Source organism: Moryella indoligenes, assembly GCF_030812885.1.
GTDB lineage: Bacteria > Bacillota > Clostridia > Lachnospirales > Lachnospiraceae > Moryella > Moryella indoligenes.
Map to the genome: position 1 here is coordinate 24,149 of NZ_JAUSTO010000007.1, position 19,670 is coordinate 43,818.

At 54.0% G+C, this 19,670-nt stretch carries 14 protein-coding genes; 10 read left to right on the top strand and 4 right to left on the bottom strand.

Annotated features, from left to right (window positions below; translation table 11 throughout):
• The first annotated feature begins 86 nt into the window (after positions 1 to 86).
• From J2S20_RS06545 to J2S20_RS06555, 3 genes are read left to right on the top strand one after another with little or no spacing between them, the layout of a single operon-like run.
• Positions 87 to 809, top strand: a complete 723-nt coding sequence (locus tag J2S20_RS06545; RefSeq protein WP_106612915.1) for an LptM family lipoprotein — start codon at positions 87 to 89, stop codon at positions 807 to 809.
• 14 nt (positions 810 to 823) lie between these two features.
• Positions 824 to 2,533, top strand: coding sequence for a glutamine--tRNA ligase/YqeY domain fusion protein (locus J2S20_RS06550; RefSeq protein WP_307254369.1), 1,710 nt, complete (start codon positions 824 to 826; stop codon positions 2,531 to 2,533).
• A 13-nt stretch (positions 2,534 to 2,546) separates the two neighbouring features.
• Entirely contained in the window at positions 2,547 to 3,443 is an 897-nt protein-coding gene (locus J2S20_RS06555) for a radical SAM protein (RefSeq protein ID WP_307254371.1), read from the top strand.
• A 157-nt stretch (positions 3,444 to 3,600) separates the two neighbouring features.
• Here J2S20_RS06555 and J2S20_RS06560 read toward each other — a convergent pair whose 3' ends face one another.
• The 3 genes from J2S20_RS06560 to J2S20_RS06570 all read right to left on the bottom strand — a co-directional run bounded on the left by J2S20_RS06560 (position 3,601) and on the right by J2S20_RS06570 (position 5,441).
• Positions 3,601 to 4,224: a hypothetical protein gene (locus tag J2S20_RS06560; RefSeq protein WP_307254373.1), complete on the bottom strand. Its 624-nt coding sequence runs from the start codon at positions 4,222 to 4,224 to the stop codon at positions 3,601 to 3,603.
• Between the two features lie 138 nt (positions 4,225 to 4,362).
• Entirely contained in the window at positions 4,363 to 5,046 is a 684-nt protein-coding gene (locus tag J2S20_RS06565) for a M15 family metallopeptidase (protein ID WP_307254375.1), read from the bottom strand.
• Positions 5,047 to 5,195: 149 nt separating this feature from the next.
• Positions 5,196 to 5,441, bottom strand: a complete 246-nt coding sequence (locus tag J2S20_RS06570) for a hypothetical protein (RefSeq protein WP_307254377.1) — start codon at positions 5,439 to 5,441, stop codon at positions 5,196 to 5,198.
• Positions 5,442 to 5,676: 235 nt separating this feature from the next.
• Here J2S20_RS06570 and J2S20_RS06575 point away from each other — a divergent pair, with 235 nt between their 5' ends.
• Both J2S20_RS06575 and groL read left to right on the top strand, forming a co-directional pair.
• Positions 5,677 to 5,964 (top strand): co-chaperone GroES, encoded by a 288-nt coding sequence (locus J2S20_RS06575; RefSeq protein ID WP_106612921.1) that lies wholly within the window; start codon positions 5,677 to 5,679, stop codon positions 5,962 to 5,964.
• Positions 5,965 to 6,072: 108 nt separating this feature from the next.
• Positions 6,073 to 7,698 (top strand): chaperonin GroEL, encoded by a 1,626-nt coding sequence (gene groL / locus J2S20_RS06580; RefSeq protein WP_106612922.1) that lies wholly within the window; start codon positions 6,073 to 6,075, stop codon positions 7,696 to 7,698.
• A gap of 345 nt (positions 7,699 to 8,043) precedes the next feature.
• Here the strand turns inward: groL and J2S20_RS06585 are convergent, their stop codons facing one another.
• A complete protein-coding gene (locus J2S20_RS06585; RefSeq protein ID WP_307254379.1) occupies positions 8,044 to 9,789 on the bottom strand; it encodes an Rqc2 family fibronectin-binding protein in 1,746 nt (581 codons plus the stop codon).
• Between the two features lie 215 nt (positions 9,790 to 10,004).
• Here J2S20_RS06585 and topA point away from each other — a divergent pair, with 215 nt between their 5' ends.
• From topA to J2S20_RS06610, 5 genes are all read left to right on the top strand, one after another.
• Positions 10,005 to 12,086 carry a type I DNA topoisomerase gene (gene topA, locus J2S20_RS06590; protein ID WP_307254381.1) on the top strand — a complete coding sequence of 694 codons (2,082 nt, stop codon included), beginning with the start codon at positions 10,005 to 10,007 and terminating at the stop codon, positions 12,084 to 12,086.
• Between the two features lie 153 nt (positions 12,087 to 12,239).
• Positions 12,240 to 13,043, top strand: a complete 804-nt coding sequence (gene codY, locus J2S20_RS06595; RefSeq protein ID WP_307254384.1) for a GTP-sensing pleiotropic transcriptional regulator CodY — start codon at positions 12,240 to 12,242, stop codon at positions 13,041 to 13,043.
• A gap of 233 nt (positions 13,044 to 13,276) precedes the next feature.
• Positions 13,277 to 14,044 (top strand): 30S ribosomal protein S2, encoded by a 768-nt coding sequence (gene rpsB / locus J2S20_RS06600; RefSeq protein WP_106612319.1) that lies wholly within the window; start codon positions 13,277 to 13,279, stop codon positions 14,042 to 14,044.
• 99 nt (positions 14,045 to 14,143) lie between these two features.
• Positions 14,144 to 15,079 (top strand): translation elongation factor Ts, encoded by a 936-nt coding sequence (gene tsf, locus J2S20_RS06605; RefSeq protein ID WP_106612318.1) that lies wholly within the window; start codon positions 14,144 to 14,146, stop codon positions 15,077 to 15,079.
• A gap of 953 nt (positions 15,080 to 16,032) precedes the next feature.
• Positions 16,033 to 19,416: an LPXTG cell wall anchor domain-containing protein gene (locus tag J2S20_RS06610; RefSeq protein ID WP_307254387.1), complete on the top strand. Its 3,384-nt coding sequence runs from the start codon at positions 16,033 to 16,035 to the stop codon at positions 19,414 to 19,416.
• The last annotated feature ends 254 nt before the right edge of the window (positions 19,417 to 19,670 follow it).

Genomic DNA, 19,670 nt, shown 5'->3' on the forward strand with positions numbered 1-19,670 from the left:
ATGCCCATACGACAGTCGGGAGAGCGCAGAGTGTGCAGAGCACTTTTTGTTTCGCACTCAAGGCTCTTGTGGAATGGAGGTGTGGAGTGAAAAAACAGCTGATTTGGACAGCAGTGCTGGTAACAGCATTCCTGTGCCTTGTGGGCTGCGGACAAAAGAAGCCCGCAGAGACGGAAGCGAAGCAGCAGAGCAGCGCTGCGCAGCAGACGGAAGCGACTGCATCTCAGACGGCGGAGACAGAGGAGACTCATGAGCGGGAGCTTCAGGCCGTAATTGTCGCCGCAACCATGAATGAGCTGACGGTTCAGACAGAGCAGGGAGAGCTTCTCACCATTGCGACGGGAGCGTCGGCAAAGGAGAAGGCGGATATGTCCGGTCTCGCGAACGGCGTAGTCACCGGACACGGCGTGAAGCTCACAGGACGCATGGAGGAAGGGCATTTTGTCCTTCTGAGGGCGGAGGATAAAGCAACGCGCTGCGGGGATGCGGATGCGCTGGCCGCGGCGGGTAATGTGATACTCTGTGTGCGGGAGAAGAATCTGCAGGGGCTTGCGAGCTATGCGGATTTTCCGCTCTATGTAGGAATAGGAAGCGGAACAGAGGTCACGAGTGAGGAGGAGCTTTTGCAGCAGTTTACTGCGGAGCAGATCTTTACACCGGAGTTTGTAGAAGCAGTGACAGGGACAGATCTGATGTCTGTTGAGGCGGCAGATTCCTCTCTGGTGATTTCCAGAGACGGAGGAAAGCCAAATATTGTGATCAGCCGCTCGGACGACGGCTGGGGTGTCACAGGCATTAACCATAAGTAAATACGGGAGGAAGCATGAGCGAAGAGAGCAGAGAGAATATTGTGACAGCCGGGGAAGCTTTAGAGGAGAGAAAGGAAAGCAATTTCATAGAGCAGGAGATAGATAAGGATCTCGCAGAGGGGGTGTACAGTCATGTACAGACCCGTTTTCCGCCGGAACCGAACGGCTATCTGCACATAGGCCATGCGAAGTCCATACTTCTAAATTATGGACTCGCGGAGAAATATGGCGGGAAGTTTAATCTTCGCTATGATGACACAAATCCCACCAAGGAGAAGTGGGAGTTTGTCGAGTCCATCCGCGCGGATGTGGAGTGGCTCGGCGCAAAGTTTGAGGACAGAGTGTTCTTTGCCTCCAACTATTTTGACGAGATGTATGAGTGTGCGCTGAAGCTGATCCGGAAGGGCAAGGCCTTTGTCTGCGATCTCAGCGCAGAGGAGATCCGTGCGTACCGCGGGGACTTCAACACGCCCGGCCGGGAGAGCCCGTACAGAAACCGCTCTGTGGAGGAGAATCTGAAGCTCTTTACGGAAATGAAGGAGGGAAAGTACGAGGATGGCGCGCGCGTGCTTCGCGCAAAGATCGACATGGCGTCTCCGAACATCAATATGCGTGATCCGGTTATCTACCGCATCGCCCATATGTCCCATCAGAATACGGGAGATAAGTGGTGCATCTATCCGATGTACGATTTTGCACATCCGATTGAGGACGCGATCGAGCACATCACCCATTCGATCTGTACCCTTGAGTTTGAGGATCACAGACCGCTCTATGACTGGGTCGTGCAGGAGTGCGAGTTTGAGGAGCCGCCGCGTCAGATCGAGTTCGCGAAGCTCTATCTCACGAATGTCGTGACCGGGAAGCGCTACATCAAGAAACTCGTTGAGGACGGAATTGTGGATGGCTGGGACGATCCGCGTCTCGTCTCCATTGCGGCGCTGAGGCGGCGCGGCTATACGCCGGAGTCCATACGCCGGTTTGTGGAGCTCTGTGGTGTGTCCAAGGCCAATTCCTCTGTGGATTACGCGATGCTGGAGTACTGCATCCGCGAGGATCTGAAGCTGAAGCGCTCCCGCATGATGGCGGTGCTGCATCCGTTGAAGCTGATCATTGACAACTATCCGGAGGGACAGACTGAGCTTCTGCCCATGCCGAACAACCTTGAAAATCCGGAGCTCGGAGAGCGCATGCTGCCCTTTGGGCGTGAACTCTGGATAGAGGAAGAGGACTTCATGGAGATCCCGCCGCGGAAGTATTTCCGCCTCTTCCCGGGCAATGAGGTGCGTCTCATGGGTGCTTACTTTGTGACCTGCGTCGGCGTGGACAAGGATGAGGACGGCAAGATCACGGCGATACACTGTACCTATGATCCGGAGACAAAGAGCGGAAGCGGCTTTAACGGGCGAAAGGTGAAGGGAACCATACATTGGGTCTATGCGCCGACTGCGGTGCAGGCAGAGTGCCGCCTGTATGAGAATATTGTGGATGAGGAGAAGGGAAAGCTCGACGCCGAGGGCAATCTGAATCTGAATCCGAACTCCCTGACGATATTGAAGGACTGCAAGCTAGAGCCGAATTTTGAGAGGGCAAAGGCCTACGACAGCTATCAGTTTGTGCGAAACGGCTTCTTCTGCGTTGATGCAAAGGATTCCACAGCGGAAAAGCTGGTGTTCAACCGCATCGTATCTTTGAAGAGCTCTTTTAAGCTCCCGAAGGCGTGAGATGGTTTCAGATATGAAAAAATGTACGCTCTGTCCGCGCCGCTGTGCTGCGGACAGGACGAAGGGGCCGGGCGCCTGCGGAAGCGGAGCCCGGCTTCGCATTGCAAGAGCGGCGCTTCATTATGGCGAGGAACCCTGCATCAGCGGCAGTGAGGGATCCGGCACGGTGTTCTTCTCCGGCTGCAGCCTGCGCTGTGTGTTCTGCCAGAACCGCGCACTGAGTCAGGAACAGTTCGGAGAGGAGATCAGCGTGCGACGGCTCGCGGAGATATTCCGTGAGCTGGAGGAGCAGGGAGCGAACAATATCAATCTTGTGACCCCGACACACTACGCAGCGCAGATCGCAGAGGCGCTTTACATATACCGGCCGGGGATACCTGTGCTCTATAACTGCGGAGGTTATGAGAGCGTGGAGACCCTGCGCGCGCTGGAAGGGCTGGTCGATGTCTGGCTCCCCGATATCAAATATGCAGATCCGGAGCTCGCCCGCCGCTTTTCCGGTGCGGAAGATTACCCGGAACGCGCGTTTCAGGCGGTGGAGGAGATGCTGCGTCAGTGCGGAATACCGAAGCTGAATGGGCGCGGCATGATGGAACGCGGGGTGATGATACGGCACCTCGTGCTGCCTTTGCATCTGAAAAATACCTTTGCTGTGCTGGATGGAATCGCAGAGCGCTTCGGCACGGAAAGCTGGATCAGTCTGATGTTTCAGTACACACCGCTCTGGAAGCTGCCGGAGTATCCCGAGCTGAATCGGGGACTCACGCGGCGGGAGCGGGAGAGAGCGGAGGCATATCTTGAGCAGCGGGGATTTCGAAATGGCTATGTTCAGGAGCCTGACAGCAGGGGGACAGCCTTCATCCCGGATTTCGATCTGAGCGGCGTGCGCCAGGCGGCGCGGAAACATTAATCTGCGACTCAGAAACAAAGTGTGCAGGACAGAACTCTCCTGTTTGAGTGACAGGACAAAAAAGAGACCGACATATCAGAGCCTTTGCTCCGAATGCCGGTCTCCTGATTCATACCGCTATCAGCCGCCGGCGTCTGTGTCGAGGCGGCGCAACTTTTTATTCCTCTTCGATAATGCTGGTTGTGCTTTTTCTGATCTCCTCAGCAGCCTGCGCTGCTTTCTCCTGCACCTCTTCGGTCTTTTCAGAGACAGTCTCAGCGAGATCCTCTGCATTCTCCCTCACTGAATCAGCAGCAACCTCCGTGTCCTCTGCGAAGGCATGGTCAGCGGCAGAGCTGAGATGGTCTGCAAAATCCTCTTCATTTTCAGCCCGTTCACTGGAAACCGCGCTCTTCAGCTTATCCGCAGCATCCTTCACCTTTTCTGCGGTCTGCTTTGCGGTATCGCTCGCGACAAAGCCGCTGTCGCGCATATTGTCAGCGATAATATGTCCCACGTCCTTCAGCATCTCCTTTGCGGAGCTCGCCATTCCTTTCGCTGCCTCAAAGGTGTCCTTTGCAGCCACGGTGAATTCATCCTTATTGGCGTTCAGTGAGACATAGTTGCGATTTGCAGCTGCAGTGGATTCGGAAAAATTCTCCTCCCCCTCATCCTCAAAATCGTGGAATTCCTCGTCGAGATCCTTGTGAAATTCGTGATACTGGCGGTAATAGGAGACAGCGGCAGCTGCGACTCCTGAGATGATTGCGAGACTGAAGAGCTTACCTAATTTTTTACCCATGGCAGAAACTCCTTTCTATATCAACGATTGCTACTATTCTAATACGCACTTGGCAAAAAATAAAGAGTGAAAGGACAGCGCACCCCGAAAAGTCTGTAAAAATAGATTCAGAGAGGCGCGGATTGCATCAATGATCTCTCAGAACTCAAAATGCATGTAGTCGGCCTGCCGGAAGCCTGCGCCCCAGCCCCACCCGCGTGCGCCGAAGGCGTGGCACACATCGCCGTCCGGGCGTATGGAGTAGGGGTTAATGCCGGGCTCCCATCTGTTTCCGACAAGCGCCCTGGAGCCGTCCTCCGCCATCTGCGGGTTTTCATTCGGGTTGATATCAATGGCGCAGCCGCTGCTGTGCAGGCTGTTAAGGTCATTTCCGCGCCACTGATAGCCGCTGACACTGTTGATCGGGAACTTCTCCGGACCGTTGTATATCTCGGTGAAGATGGCCTGAACATCCTCTGAAAGGGAGGAAAGAATCTCAATGCGTGCGGTGGAGGAAACCTTTTCGCCGTTTGAGAGCTTCCAGACGGGAACCTCCACGACAAGCATTTCTGCTTTGGCTGTCTCGGGGACGGGATTCGAAGAAATGCGGTCATACTGCGCCCGTATCTGGTTTAAAAAGTCCTCAGTGAAATCCCGTCCCTGATACTGGTGCTCATAGTAATAGTAGGCCGCAAGGTCGTTTTCGCTGAGCCCGCTGCCGACATTTTCCGCTTTATAGCTCTCATAGCTCTTCTGGGTGCAGTGGCCTGCTGCGAGTGCGCTGAGTGTCAGAGCCGTACTGAGACAGAGGGCCAGCGCCGCTGTGTATAAGTGTTTTTTCATGTTGTCTCCCGTGGATGTATGCGTGGGTTCATCCGGTTATTATTACAGAATTGTAAAATTATAATAACATATTTTTATGCGTTTGTGGGTGTAGATTTGCAGGTCCAGTCGGGAGAGTGCGATATGAAAGACAATAACGCCTTCCAGAGCTATGCACTCTGGAAAGCGTTGGTTAATGAATGTATACCGGGAGCAATTTCCGTGAGTTCAAGGCCCTGGCTGGTCAGTCGGAATACCGCACGCTCGGTAATATAATAGACTTTCTGGCCGTTTTTCAGAGCTGTTTTCGCGGAGAAGGTTATTTGATCGACCTGGGAAACAAATTTCTCCCATCTTCCTTCTTCTATGATTTCCAGTTTTCCATCATGGATCTTTACGTTCGCTTTCTGTGCCATAAAGCTTCCAATGGACCTTGTGATTGGTTCATGTGAGAGTTTTTTTATGGAGAGCAGAAGAGCAGAGTTTCTTCGGGGAATTAAAATTATAGGTGAATTAGCACTCAGCACTTGACACTGCTAATAAACCATGTTATAACTGCATTTGTTGAAAGAAAAAGACAACCGGAGCGAGAGGGTCAGGAAGAAAAACGGCCCGGGCCGGTCGAAAAACTGCATAAGGAGGCTATAAAATATGAAGCTTGTACCTTTATTTGATCGCGTTGTTCTGAAAAAGATGGTGGAAGAAGAGACCACTGCTTCCGGAATCGTGCTTCCGGGTCAGGGTGATAAGGAGAAGCCGGGTCAGGGCGAGATCGTCGCTGTGGGACCGGGCGGTGTTGTGGATGGCAAGGAAGTCAAGATGCAGGTGAAGGAAGGCGACAAGGTTCTGTATTCCAAGTATGCCGGTTCCGATGTGGAGCTGGACGGCGAGAAGTACATCGTAATTAAGCAGAGCGATATACTCGCGATTATGCAGTAAACAGAACAGACAAAAACAACGCTGTGTGCCGGCATCAGCCGCGTTAAAAAAATCGGCGGGAGGCTGCCGGTAGCCGCAGTCAGAATATCTGAATAAAAGGAGAATACCATGGCTAAGGAAATTAAGTACGGCGTAGAGGCAAGAGAGGCGCTGGTAAAGGGTGTAAATGAGCTGGCAGATACTGTCAGAGTGACAATCGGACCGAAGGGCAGAAATGTTGTCCTGGATAAGGCTTATGGTTCTCCGCTCATCACGAACGACGGCGTGACCATCGCAAAGGAGATTGAGCTGGAGGATGCTTTTGCAAACATGGGTGCGCAGCTCGTGAAGGAGGTCGCAACCAAGACCAACGATGTAGCGGGTGATGGAACCACCACTGCGACTGTGCTTGCACAGGCGATGATCAATGAGGGCGTGAAGAATATCGCTGCCGGCTCCAACCCGATCATTCTGAGAAAGGGTATGAAGAAGGCCTGCGACAAGGCGGTAGAGACCATCAAGGCGATGTCTCAGCCGATTGAGGGCAAGAAGCAGATCGCAAGAGTCGCCGCAATTTCAGCCTCCAGTGACGAGGTTGGAGAGATGGTTGCAGACGCGATGGAGAAGGTCACAAACAACGGCGTGATCACCATTGAGGAGTCCAAGACCATGAAGACCGAGCTGGATCTCGTTGAGGGTATGCAGTTCGACAGAGGCTATATTTCCGCTTACATGGCGACCGATATGGAGAAGATGGAGGCGACACTTGACGATCCCTACATTCTCATCACGGACAAGAAGATCGGCAATATTCAGGAGGTGCTCCCGCTGCTTGAGGAGGTCGTGAAGAGCGGTGCAAAGCTCCTCATCATCGCGGAGGACGTCGAGGGTGAGGCTCTCACCACACTGATTGTGAACAAGCTGCGCGGAACCTTCAATGTTGTCGCAGTCAAGGCTCCGGGTTACGGAGACAGAAGAAAGGAAATGCTTCAGGATATCGCAATTCTGACCGGCGGTACCGTGATCAGCGAGCAGCTGGGCCTTGAGCTGAAGGATGCCAGAATGGCTCAGCTCGGTCGTGCGAAGTCTGTGAAGGTCACGAAGGAAAATACCGTGATCGTGGACGGCATGGGCCAGAAGGCAGATATTGATGCGCGCACTGCACAGATCAAGGCGCAGCTCGCGGAGACCACCTCTGATTTTGACAAGGAGAAGCTGCAGGAGCGTCTTGCGAAGCTCTCCGGCGGTGTCGCAGTGATTCGTGTCGGCGCGGCTACCGAGACAGAGATGAAGGAAGCAAAGCTCAGAATGGAGGACGCGCTGAACGCAACCAGAGCGGCAGTTGAGGAAGGCATCGTCGCAGGCGGCGGTACAGCTTATATCAATGCTGCAAAGGAGATTGAGAAGCTTGTGGAGAGCCTTGAGGGCGATGAGAAGACCGGCGCAAAGATTGTCATGAAGGCGCTGGAGTCCCCGCTCTACTACATCGCGGAAAATGCAGGCCTTGAGGGCGCAGTGATCGTAAATAAGGTCAGAGAGGCAAAGAAGGGCACAGGCTTTGACGCTTATCGCGAGGAGTACGTCGATATGGTGGAAGAGGGCATTCTGGATCCCGCAAAGGTCACCAGAACAGCGCTTGAGAACGCGACCAGCGTCGCAAGCACCCTGCTCACCACAGAAACCGCAGTTGCTACCATCAAGGAGCCCGCACCGGCTATGCCGGCAGGCGCCCCCGGCATGGGAGGAATGATGTAAGCGTTTAGCGAAGACAGTGCATAAACCGGGAGCCGCATGGAGGATTCTGCTTGCAGAAATCCCCATGCGGCTCCCGGTTTATATAGTGCGTGAGCACGGTATGAGCAAGCCGCGAAGCGGCTGCGAATAAGCACTGTCTGAGCGACATGAGTGCGTTTCAGCAAGCCGCGAAGCGGCTGCGAATAAGCACTGTCTGAGCGACATGAGTGCGTTTCAGCAAGCCGCGAAGCGGCTGCGAATAAGCACTGTCTGAGCGTCATGAGTGCGTTTCAGCAAGCCGCGAAGCGGCTGCGAATAAGCACTGTCTGAGCGTCATGAGTGCGTTTCAGCAAGCCGCGAAGCGGCTCAAGCCTTTCCTGTACTTGCAGTGGGTTTTGCCATCATGGACCAGTTTGTGTGGTAGATCACGAAGCCTGGAGGCCCTCCGTTCACCTTCTTTACAAAGCGCCGCTGAATATAATCCACCTCGACCTTTTCTCCGGCGCGCCCCTTGGAGTAGTAGGCGGCGAGTCCCGCAGCCTCCTCAAATGTCCGGTCCGGAAGCTCCTGATTCCCGCACTTCACCACCACATGGGAGCCGGGAATGCCCTTTGCGTGAAACCACCAGTCGCTGCCGGATGCGAGCCGGAAGGTGATCTCCTCATTCTGGTAATTATTTTTTCCGACATAAATATCGAAGCCGTCGCTGGACACAAAGTGCAGCGGACTGGAGATGAGCTTCTCTTTTTTTCGCCCCGCGAGATGCCGCCGCAGGTATTTGTACTCCGTCAGCTCCGCCTTGATCTGATTTAAATCACTCTCCTCAGTGGCGAGATCCAGCGCCGTGAGTATGCTGGAGAGATGCTCTGTCTCCCGGCGGGTCTTCTCGATCTCCTCGCTGACGGCCTCTTCCGTGCGCTTCAGCTTTGCGTAGCGCTCATAGTACTTCTTTGCGTTCTGTGCGGCACTGAGCTGCGCATCCAGCGGGATGCGTATCTCCCGGTTTTCATCATAGTAGTTCTCGCACACAAGCTCCCTCTCTCCCCCCTGCAGCGTATAGCCGTAGGTGTTCAGAAGATCGCCCCAGACCCGGAATTTTTCCTTCTTTTCACTGTCACGGAGCTGCTTCTCCTGAAGAATATATTTCCGCGAGCTGCGTTCCAGATGGTTCTGCACAAGCTTTCGGAGATCTGCACTTTTCTGGCGTATCCGGTTGACGCTGTTCCGGAGTGAGTAGTAATCAAAGAGCAGCTGACTCATGGAGCTGTACTGTTTTTCTGTGTAGCCCTCCGCGTGGAAGGCCGAGAGCGGCAGCGCGGCATATTCCTCCGGCGAGCCATCCCTCAGATACATGACAGGGGAGAAGCGCCCCGCGCGGATCTCTTCCATATATAAGGAGATGATACGGAACAGCTGGCTTCGCTGCGCCCCGGAAAGTGTCTCGGCGGTCATCCGGGGCTCCAGATCCGCCTCATGCAGAAACTCCCCTGAGAAGAGAGGGGAGATGCCGGAGAGCGTCGCGCAGATGGCGCGATCCAGAGACTGCCCTCCCGCAGCTCGCAGCGCCCCGCAGAATTGTTCCTCCGTCATGTCGAGCGGATCCAGCTTCTTTAGCTGCTCCGGAAGGTAGTAGCTGCGTCCCGGAAGAACCTCGCGGAGAGAGCTGAGCGATGCGGGAACATGCTTCATGCTGTCTATGATGACATCGTCCGCGTCCGTAAAAATGATATTTGAGTATTTCCCCATGAGCTCCACATAGAGCCGCTTCTCCGTGAGATCTCCTAGCTCATTCAGCTGCTCTGTCTTAAAGCAGAGGATGCGCTCCAGCCCGGCCTGGCTCACCTCCGTGATGCGTCCGGAGCCGATGTGCTTTCTCAGAAGCATACAGAAGCCGGGGGCGATGAGCGGAGAAGGCTTGTTGTTCTCTGTGAGATAGATCAGCGGCAGCGCGGCGTCGGAGGAGATGAGCAGACGCCAGGCCTTCGCGTGGTTTTTAACTGTGAGAAAAAGCTCATTTTTTTCAGGCATCGCAATCTTTGAGATGTGTCCGCCCTCAATGCTTTCCTTCAGCTCCTTTACGAGAGCTGCGATGGAAATTCCATCCAGTGCCATATAGCTTCCTTTCTTAAAGCGGGTAATGCTGATGCCCCGCGGGTATATGTATGAAGTGATTATACCACACTGTCGCAGGACTGCGAATACAGGCTGGCACTTGCAAAGTATGCAGAAATGTTGTATAAGTCTCCTCGAACTGTCTTTGCGCGAAGAGCCCCGCAGTGGATTCGTGCAATTATCAAATAAATAGTAGAAATGGAGTATGTAGTTTTATGGCTTCAAATCTTGTTATCGTTGAGTCTCCCGCAAAGGTGAAGACCATCAAAAAGTTTCTGGGCAGCAATTATATCGTGGACGCGAGTAATGGTCATGTCCGCGATCTGCCGAAATCACAGCTGGGGATCGATGTGGAGCACGGCTATGAGCCGAAGTATATCACGATCCGGGGCAAGGGAGATGTGCTTGCCAAGCTCAGAAAAGAAGTAAAAAAGGCGGATAAGATCTATCTCGCGACGGACCCGGACCGCGAGGGCGAGGCGATCAGCTGGCATCTCATGAAGGCCCTGAAGCTGGACGAGACCGATAAAAAGGTATGCCGCATCACCTTCAATGAGATCACAAAGAACGCAGTGCGCGAGTCCCTGAAGCATCCCCGGGAGCTCGATATGGATCTCGTGGACGCGCAGCAGACCCGCCGTATACTGGATCGAATGGTGGGCTATCGCATCAGCCCTCTCCTCTGGGCCAAGGTAAAGCGCGGCCTCTCCGCCGGACGTGTGCAGTCTGTCGCGCTCCGCATGATCTGCGACAGAGAGGCAGAGATTGAGGCCTTCATCCCGCAGGAGTACTGGTCGCTGGAGGCAGAGCTCCTGCCGGAGGGGATGAAGAAGCCGCTCACAGCGAAATACTATGGAAAAGACGGTGTGAAGGCGGAATTAAAGACAGAGGCGGACTGTCTCGCAGTCATCGCTGACTGCGGCAGACAGGAGTTTACTGTGCAGGAGATCCGTCGCAGCGAGCGCATCCGCAGAGCGCCGCTTCCCTTTACGACCTCCACACTGCAGCAGGAGGCCAGCAAGACACTGAATTTCTCCACACAGAAGACCATGCGCATTGCGCAGCAGCTCTACGAGGGAGTCGAGATCAAGGGGCGCGGAACCATCGCCCTCATCACCTATCTTCGAACCGACAGCACCCGCGTCGCGGAGGAGGCGGACAGCGCGGCGAGGCAGTATATCGCAGAGCATTTCGGAGAGAACTATGTCGCAGAGCAGCAGCGAAGTGCAAAGGGACAGCAGAAGATACAGGACGCACATGAGGCGATACGCCCTGTCAATATGCAGCTTTCTCCGGCGGAGGTGAAGCCCTCTCTTTCGCGCGACCAGTTCCGTCTCTATCAGCTCATCTGGAAGCGCTTCACGGCGAGCCGCATGAAGCCGGCGGTCTATGCCACCATTTCCGTAAAGACCGGCTGCGCCGGACACAGCTTCCAGCTCTCCGGATCCTCTCTGAAGTTCCCGGGCTTTATGGACGTGTACACAGATGGCGATGAGGAGAAGAACAGTGCGAACGCGGCACTCTCAAAGCTTTTAGAGGGCCAGAAGCTGAAGAAAATCGCCTTTCAGAAGGAGCAGCACTTCACCCAGCCCCCGGCGCACTATACCGAGGCCAGCCTTGTAAAGGCGATGGAGGAGCAGGGCATCGGCAGACCGAGCACCTATGCGCCGACGATCACCACCATATTGGCGCGTCGCTATGTCACCAAGGAACAGAAAAATCTCTATGTGACCGAGCTGGGACAGGTCGTAAACCGGATGATGGTGGATTCCTTCCCGGCGGTCGTTGACCCGAGCTTCACAGCGAATCTCGAGCAGCTTCTGGATTCCGTCGGTGAGGGGAAAACTGCCTGGAAGACCGTGGTGGAGAATTTCTACCCCGATCTGGATGAGGCGGTGCAGAGGGCGGAGAAGACCCTGGAGAGCGTCAAAATCGCGGATGAGGAGAGCGATGAGCTCTGTGAGCTCTGCGGCCGGCGCATGGTCATAAAGTACGGCCCGCACGGCAAGTTCCTCGCCTGCCCGGGCTTTCCGGATTGCAGAAACACCAAGCCCTATTTTGAGAAGATCGGCGTGAAGTGCCCGAAGTGCGGCGGAGAGCTGGTCTTAAAGCGCAGCAAGAAGGGGCGCATTTACTACGGCTGTGAGAACAGTCCGGACTGTGATTTCATGAGCTGGGCGCGCCCGGTGGCAAAGCCCTGCCCGGTCTGCGGAAGCTACATGGTGCTGCGGGGCAGCAGGCATCTCTGCTCAAACACTGCCTGCGGGCACAGTGAAAATGCCGCGTCTGAGGAATAAATCCCGGAAGAGGCGGGAATACCACTTGTAGCCTCCGACAAATCGTGTTAAAATCTGAAAGCGACACTGAAAGTAAGAGAATTCAGCTTTGTTTTTCGTCAGTTCTGCTCTGTATCGGCACAACCGGGGTAAGACATCGCAGCGGAGGAGAAAATGAGCGTACAATTACTTGATAAGACAAGAAAAATCAATCAACTGCTTCAGAACAGCAATTCGAGCAAGGTGATCTTCAGCGATATCTGTGAGATCCTGAGCGAGATCCTCGAGGGCAGCGCACTTGTGATCAGCAAGAAGGGCAAGATACTCGGAGAGGGCAAGCATGAGAAGAAGGATGAGCTCGGCACACTGATGCCCGAGACTCTCGGAGAGTTTGTGGATCCGCTTTTGAATGAGCGTCTTCTCTCCATACTCTCGACCAAGGAGAATGTAAATCTCGAGACTTTGGGCTTTGATATGGACGCAGTGCAGACGCATCAGGCGATCGTGTCACCCGTCTTCATCGCGGGCGAGCGTCTCGGCACGCTCTTTGCCTACCGCATCGGCGGCGGCTTTGACATCGACGACATCATCATCAGCGAGTACGCCGCAACCGTCATCGGCATGGCGATGCGTCAGAGCGTAAATGAGGAGTATGCGGAGGAGAACCGGAAGATACAGATTGTCCGCGGCGCCATCTCCACGCTGAGCTTCTCCGAGATGGAGGCAGTCACGCATATCTTCAGCGAGCTGAAGGGGAACGAGGGCATACTTGTGGCGAGCAAGATCGCAGACCGCGTCGGCATCACCCGCTCTGTCATTGTCAATGCGCTGAGGAAGTTTGAGAGCGCGGGCGTCATCGAGAGCCGTTCCAGCGGCATGCGAGGCACCTACATCAAGGTACTGAACGACGCAGTGTTTGATGAGATCAATAAAGTCAGCGCAAAGGGCGGCAGGACAAAGCAGAGCGCGCAGCTCTGAGCATCGGTGTTTTCGCCGGCAGCTCTCTGCTGATGCGGATCATGCCAAAAAAGAGCCGGAAACTTTCGGCTTTCAGGCTTGTTGCCGTGATGATTTTATGATATATTTACAAAGTTGCAGGCTCCGAAGAGCCAAAAGACACGTTCGCGGATCGAGGCGCAGGTGCTGCTTACCCGGCAGTCGTGCCGTGAGAGGAAACGGACGGATGAAAAAACCTCAGGAGGTATAGTAAAATGGGTGTTGTATCTATGAAGCAGTTACTCGAGGCGGGAGTTCACTTCGGTCATCAGACCAGACGCTGGAACCCCAAGATGGCGCCGTACATCTACACAGAGCGCAACGGCATTCACATCATTGATCTGCAGAAGACCGTGGGCATGGTGGACGATGCCTACAAGGCAGTTGTGGACATCGCCGCAAACGGCGGCTCCATCCTCTTTGTCGGCACCAAGAAGCAGGCGCAGGATGCGATCAAGGAAGAGGCGCAGCGCTGCGGTATGTACTATGTCAACGAGCGCTGGCTCGGCGGCATGCTCACCAACTTCAAGACCATTCAGTCCAGAATCAAGAGACTGTATCAGATCGAGGAGATGAGCCAGGACGGGACCTTCGATGTTCTGCCGAAGAAGGAAGTCACCGCACTCAAGAAGGAGTGGGAGAAGCTCGAGAAGAATATCGGCGGCATCAAGACCATGAAGAAGATCCCGGATGCGATTGTCATCATCGACCCGAAGAAGGAGCGCATCTGCGTTGCGGAGGCACACGCACTGCACATCCCGCTCATCGGCATCGCGGATACCAACTGCGATCCGGAGGAGCTGAGCTACGTGATCCCGGGCAACGACGACGCGATCCGCGCTGTGAGACTCATCGTCTCCAAGATGGCGGATGCGGTTATCGAGGCCAATCAGGGCAATGAGGAGCAGGCACAGGTGGTGAACGAGGGCGGCGATACGCCGGCTGAGGCACTGGCTGAGGCTCTTCAGGCAAATGCGCAGTAAGAGCCTGAAAAAATATAAATCACTGTGGATACTACAGGTGCGGGAGGAAGAAGTTCCGCCCGCATCTTACAGTTAAGCAAGCGATAAGGAGAAAACAAAATGGCAGTAACAGCAGCAATGGTAAAGGAACTCAGAGAGGCAACCGGCGCCGGAATGATGGACTGCAAGAAGGCTCTTGCGGCGACCGAGGGAGATATGGAGAAGGCGATCGACTTCCTTCGCGAGAAGGGACTGGCCGGCGCACAGAAGAAGGCCGGAAGAATCGCGGCTGAGGGCATGGTAGAGGCGCTTGTCTCCGAGTGCGGACACGACGCGGTTGTCGTTGAGGTCAATGCAGAGACCGATTTTGTCGCAAAGAACGAGAAGTTCCGCGGCTATGTCGCAGAGGTCGCAAAGCAGGCACTCACCACCGGCGCGGCAGATCTCGAGGCTTTCTTTGCAGAGCCCTGGGCGGGCGATACCGCCCTCACCGTGAAGGAGCAGCTCTCCAGCATGATCTCCATCATCGGAGAGAACATGAACATCCGCCGCTTCCGGCAGATGCACGAGGAGAATGGCTTCATTGAGTCCTATATCCATGCCGGCGGGAAGATCGGCGTTCTTGTGGACATTGAGTCCGATGTTGTGAACGATGCGGTTCATGAGATGGCAAAGAACATCGCGATGCAGGTGGCAGCGCTGAAGCCGCTCTACACCAGTGACGCTGAGGTGGATCAGGCTTATCTCGAGAAGGAGAGAGAGATCCTCGCCTCCCAGATTGCAAACGATCCGAAGATGGCCGGAAAGCCGGAGAAGGTGATTCAGGGCGCAGTTCAGGGCCGCCTTGCGAAGGAGCTGAAGGAGATCTGCCTTCTGGATCAGGCCTATGTGAAGGCGGAGGACAGCAAGCAGACCGTTGCACAGTACGCTGCCTCTGTCGCAAAGGCGAACAATGCGAAGATCACAGTCAGGGGCTTTGTCCGCTACGAGACCGGAGAGGGCCTCGAGCACAAGTCTGAGAACTTCGCTGAGGAAGTTGCAAAACAGATGAAGTAAATGTTACAGAAGCAGAGAGAGCCGGACGGAACCCCGGCTCTCTCTGCATCTGTGGGTGTCTGCGGATCGGCGAAAATATTTTGAAAATCTTAAGAAAAGCGGGATGAAGGATTGCAAGTAACATATGTTTAGAGTATGATTAGATCAACTATATATAAATAATTCCTGTTATAGGAGGTGATAGAGTGAAACGAAAATTAATGGCATTCATCATGTCGCTGATGATGCTCCTGACGGCGGTGCCGGTGAACGGACTGACGGCATGGGCGGCTGGCGACAAAGCAACTGTTAATCTAGATACTGCGACAAAAGCAAAAGCAATAGATATAAATGCAGATTCAAATGGGATTACAGTTTTTGATACTGAGATAAAAGGAACAATAGAAGTTAAAGTTTCTGTTACAGATATGCTCAGTAGTGTTATAGGTACAGTAGACGCAGCGGTAGGTTTCGGGGCGGGAGGAGCTTTCGTTACTCGAAAGGCAGCAGATTCTGTGCCCCTTGAGTTTAAATTGCCTTCGGGTTTAAAAGTAGACAGCATCACCCCTATAAAGGATTCTAAGATTTTAGTGGCGTCGGAACTAGGGAAAGAAGACGCTTACATCAAAGCTTCCACTATAACAGATAATACTGCAATCGGCTATATTAACTTTGCGGGCGGTTCGGACGCTTCCGTGTTAGATCTGAACACACTCAGTCAATACTATAAGGCTGACAAGACGCATGGAAAAGGGGATATTGGTTTCATAGTCAAGTATTCAGGGACTGTTCCGGCGGGGACAAAAGTTTCGGAGTATAAAGCAAGCATCAGCGGCACGGACAAATCTTTTAGGTTTGGAAGGTGGGTACGAACTTCTGTGGCATTCGCTCCCTCCTCTGTTCAGCGGGAGCTGCTGAATGCAGTTAAGCCCAATAGAATTCCTCTTAATGGAGATCCTCTCGAGGGTGATCTTTTGGTAAGGAAGAGCGGAGAAGAGGATTATAACACGGAGAGCGATGAGGCGTTTCCTGTAAGGCCGGGTCAAAAGCTGGATATTCAGGCGCTTCTGGATGTCTCACCTGTGCAGAAGCAGATGGAGGACATTGAAAAAGATAAATTAGCTGGTTTGACAGCGGAAGAGTTGGTGGAAGCCAGAAAAACCATGCTACTGAAAGATACAGAGAGTAGTTTTGTTACGACATTTGCGGTGCCGGAGGGACTTGCCTTCCCGAAGGAAGTAACTGCCTATAAGCTGACCAGCCAGAAAGATGGCGCAGATACTGCGAAATTTGTTCTGGAGAATCCGGTGGTCACGGATACTCAAGTCACCCTTACCATGAAGTTTGAGGGAGATAAGATCACAACTTATGCGGATCTCTATGAGGCAATTCATGATAACACTCTTCCGCAGCTGAAACTTGATGTGAGCGGAGTCGCAGTGGCAAACGATGCACAGGGGACATTGAAGCTCACTGGAGAAGTGAAGGGATCCATGAGTTCCCTTGCTACCCTAAGTGGAAACAGTTTTTATCCTGAGATCACCTGGGCCAGCGCAAAGCAGAAAGCGGGCGGAGCGGACGCTGAGAATCCAAACAATCTGGATCAGATTTCTCTCACCCTTCTGGTGGACGGAGCGCCAAATGCAGAGATTTTTGGCGATATCCTTGTGGCAAAGTATGGCAGCGAGGATTTCGATACAGAGCATGACGCGTTCTTCCCGGTGAAGGCAGGAGATAAGCTGACCTACAAGGCGACCCTCGATGTCAGCGGCATTCAGGAGCAGATGAAGAAAGTTGAGGAGCTCAAGGCCAAGGGCAAGAAGGGCGAGGAGCTGACTGCCTTCCTGAATTCCATCAAGCTGAAAGATACCGAGAGTAAGTTCACAGTTACGATTCAGTACGACGAGGGGCTTGAATTCCCCAAAGACGATAAGAAATATTCTTTTGCAGGAAGCTCTGCTTTTAAGCTCAACACCGTAGAGGTAAAACCAGAAACAGGTATAGTCACACTCACGATAGAACTGGTTGATGGCGATGCAAAGACAAGCTATGCGGCGCTCTCCAAGGCGATTCAGGAGAATACGGAGAAGATTCTGACACTCACCGTTGAGGGAGTGGAGGTCGCTGAAGATGTTCTGGAGAACCAACTGCTGAAGACCGTCGGAACAGTGAAAGGCTCTATGAAGGCAAATGCGTACAAAGGGGATGACCCATCAAATGCGCAGCCATTCAACTTTGACTGGGTTGCTAAGCAGGATACAACGATTCCTGACGAGGGTGGCAACTCTAAGGACGGAACCGATTTTAAACTGAAGGATAACAATCCATACGGAACCATTCAGCTGACCGTTGAGACCCTGAAGGTTCAGGAGGCTCCTACGCAGTACCTGCCGACAGATATCCTTGTGCAGCGAGACAGCGATACAGAGTTTGATACGGAGCACAAGGCTGTTTACCCCGTGAACCGCGGCGACCTTCTGAATTATCAGGCGATTGTGGATGTGAGCAGCATCAAGAAGCAGATGGGGGAGATTGAAGAACAGTATCACAAACTGTCCCCGGACGTTCAGCAGGAGATCAGCCTCTCTGATACGGAGAGCAGCTTTCACGTCGATGTAAAAATCGATCCGGGCCTCATCTTCCCGACAGACAGCGCGGCCTATGAGCTGAAGACAGGCAGCGGCAGCGAGGAGAGCTTTGAGATTGACGGCGCACCGACCGTTAAAAATAATAAGCTTCATATCGACATGAAGCTGAAGGACGCGAAGGGCATCAAGACCTACGCGGAGCTCGCTCGTCGCATCAAGGAAGCGACTGCAGATATTCTCACTCTCAACATCAGGGGCGTGAAGGTCGCGGAGGCTCCGGAGGCGGCTAGACAGCTGACAGTGAAGGCCACACTGGACGGTTCCATGTCCTCCACTGCGAAGTTTGGCAACAACGTGATTCCCTTCCGCTTCAGCTGGCGCGGCGTGCAGGCAGACGGCATCAATTCTGAGCTTCTCAAGGAAGACGGAACCGACTGGATTCTCAGAGATAAGTCTGACGATGAGAAGCAGTGGATATGGCTGACAGTAGCGGTTCGTGACACCACAGGCATCCTGAACATCAAGAAGGTCGTCGTCGGAAAGGACGGCGAGGAGCAGAATAATACAGATAAGTTCCCGGTGCGCGTGTGGCTTGATGCGCTTCCGGCAGGGGAAGCGGGGCGGGAGCCGCTGATTGCTTCACAGTTTAATACACTTCCGTGGACAAATGCAGGAAACAACCCGAAGCAGAACGGCGAGAACTACTATAGATATTACACAGACCTCAGCATTCCGGCGAATGATATCATCAGCATTGCCGGAATCCCGGATGGCACGGGCTACTATGTGGAGGAGCTCACCTCCAATACCAATATGCCGCGTGGCTATGTCGAGGACTATGCGGGTCTCGGCACGACGGGAAGCATCACCGGAAATGGTGCTGTCACTGCGCTGATCGTGAACTACAGAGAGGACGCAGAGCAGAGCATCATCATCAAGAAGAGCTGGCAGAAGGACGACGAGAAGAAGCGCCCGGCTTCCGTAAAGGTGAAGCTTGTGCCGCACAGAGGCTCCGCGGACGGCGAGGTCGTCGAGGAGCTTGTGCATGAGTACGAGCTCACAAAGCAGGACGGCTGGTACAAGGTCATCACAGGCAACAAGCTCTTTGCCACCATGTCCGACGCATCGAAATCTGACGCGCGGAAGCAGGCGGAGGCATTGATCGTCGGCACGAAGTCCAATGCGGCCTCGAAGGCAAACGCACAGCATCTCAAGGGGCTTACCCCGAGCGATGCACTGGTGGATGAGAACGGCAAGCTGCTGGACGGCGATATCGTGAACGATATTGTTGAGGGCATCGAGGACTTCTTTAAGAAGATCTTTGGTATTGAGGATCAGGTTGTCTGGACTGTCGAGGAGATCAAGGTTCCGGCGGGCTATGAGAGCAAGGTCTCCGATCCGATTGAGACGAAGAAGGGACTGAGCTTTGAGATCACCAATACCGGAACGAAGACAGATACCCCGGATAAGCCGGATGATCCGAAGACCCCGGATAAGCCGAACAACTCAGGCGGCAGCAGCTCGGGTGGCGGTAGCTCAAGCAGCGGCGGACATCGTCATAATGGCGGTAGCACTGTTCCGGCAGGTCCGGGACTGAATCCGATTCCGGTAACTCCTGAGCCCGCAGCTCCGGCAGCACCCACTACTGGGCGCAGCGGCAGACTGCCGAAGACCGGAGAGAGAGCCGCACCTCTCGGAGAGCTGCTTGCAGTACTTGCCCTGATGGCGGGCGCATGGGCGCTCCTTGGTGGAAAGCGGAAGGAGCAGTGAGCAGAGTTCGGCCTCGCGGCAGGAACTGAGATACACAGAAAAGCGATACAGTGAATTGCAGTACACAGCGCAGGAGAGCTCAGGCTCTCCTGCGTCGCTGTAATAGATTGAAAATTGATGGAGGCGGCAGTTGTGATGAACAGGAAATTGGTGGCATTATTCCGTGCGAGCGGCGGTATGCAGAGTCGACGGTTTGGGCTGCTGAAGCGGGGGAGGGTCAGGGACGCTTGTACCTGACCTTCTTTTCTTTCAGT

Coding starts and splice junctions, on each gene's coding strand:
- J2S20_RS06560 (WP_307254373.1), bottom strand. CDS start 4,224: ATGGGTAAAAAATTAGGTAAGCTCTTCAGTCTCGCAATCATCTCAGGA.
- rpsB (WP_106612319.1), top strand. CDS start 13,277: ATGGGTGTTGTATCTATGAAGCAGTTACTCGAGGCGGGAGTTCACTTC.
- tsf (WP_106612318.1), top strand. CDS start 14,144: ATGGCAGTAACAGCAGCAATGGTAAAGGAACTCAGAGAGGCAACCGGC.
- J2S20_RS06585 (WP_307254379.1), bottom strand. CDS start 9,789: ATGGCACTGGATGGAATTTCCATCGCAGCTCTCGTAAAGGAGCTGAAG.
- codY (WP_307254384.1), top strand. CDS start 12,240: ATGAGCGTACAATTACTTGATAAGACAAGAAAAATCAATCAACTGCTT.
- J2S20_RS06575 (WP_106612921.1), top strand. CDS start 5,677: ATGAAGCTTGTACCTTTATTTGATCGCGTTGTTCTGAAAAAGATGGTG.
- topA (WP_307254381.1), top strand. CDS start 10,005: ATGGCTTCAAATCTTGTTATCGTTGAGTCTCCCGCAAAGGTGAAGACC.
- J2S20_RS06565 (WP_307254375.1), bottom strand. CDS start 5,046: ATGAAAAAACACTTATACACAGCGGCGCTGGCCCTCTGTCTCAGTACG.
- J2S20_RS06550 (WP_307254369.1), top strand. CDS start 824: ATGAGCGAAGAGAGCAGAGAGAATATTGTGACAGCCGGGGAAGCTTTA.
- groL (WP_106612922.1), top strand. CDS start 6,073: ATGGCTAAGGAAATTAAGTACGGCGTAGAGGCAAGAGAGGCGCTGGTA.
- J2S20_RS06570 (WP_307254377.1), bottom strand. CDS start 5,441: ATGGCACAGAAAGCGAACGTAAAGATCCATGATGGAAAACTGGAAATC.
- J2S20_RS06555 (WP_307254371.1), top strand. CDS start 2,547: ATGAAAAAATGTACGCTCTGTCCGCGCCGCTGTGCTGCGGACAGGACG.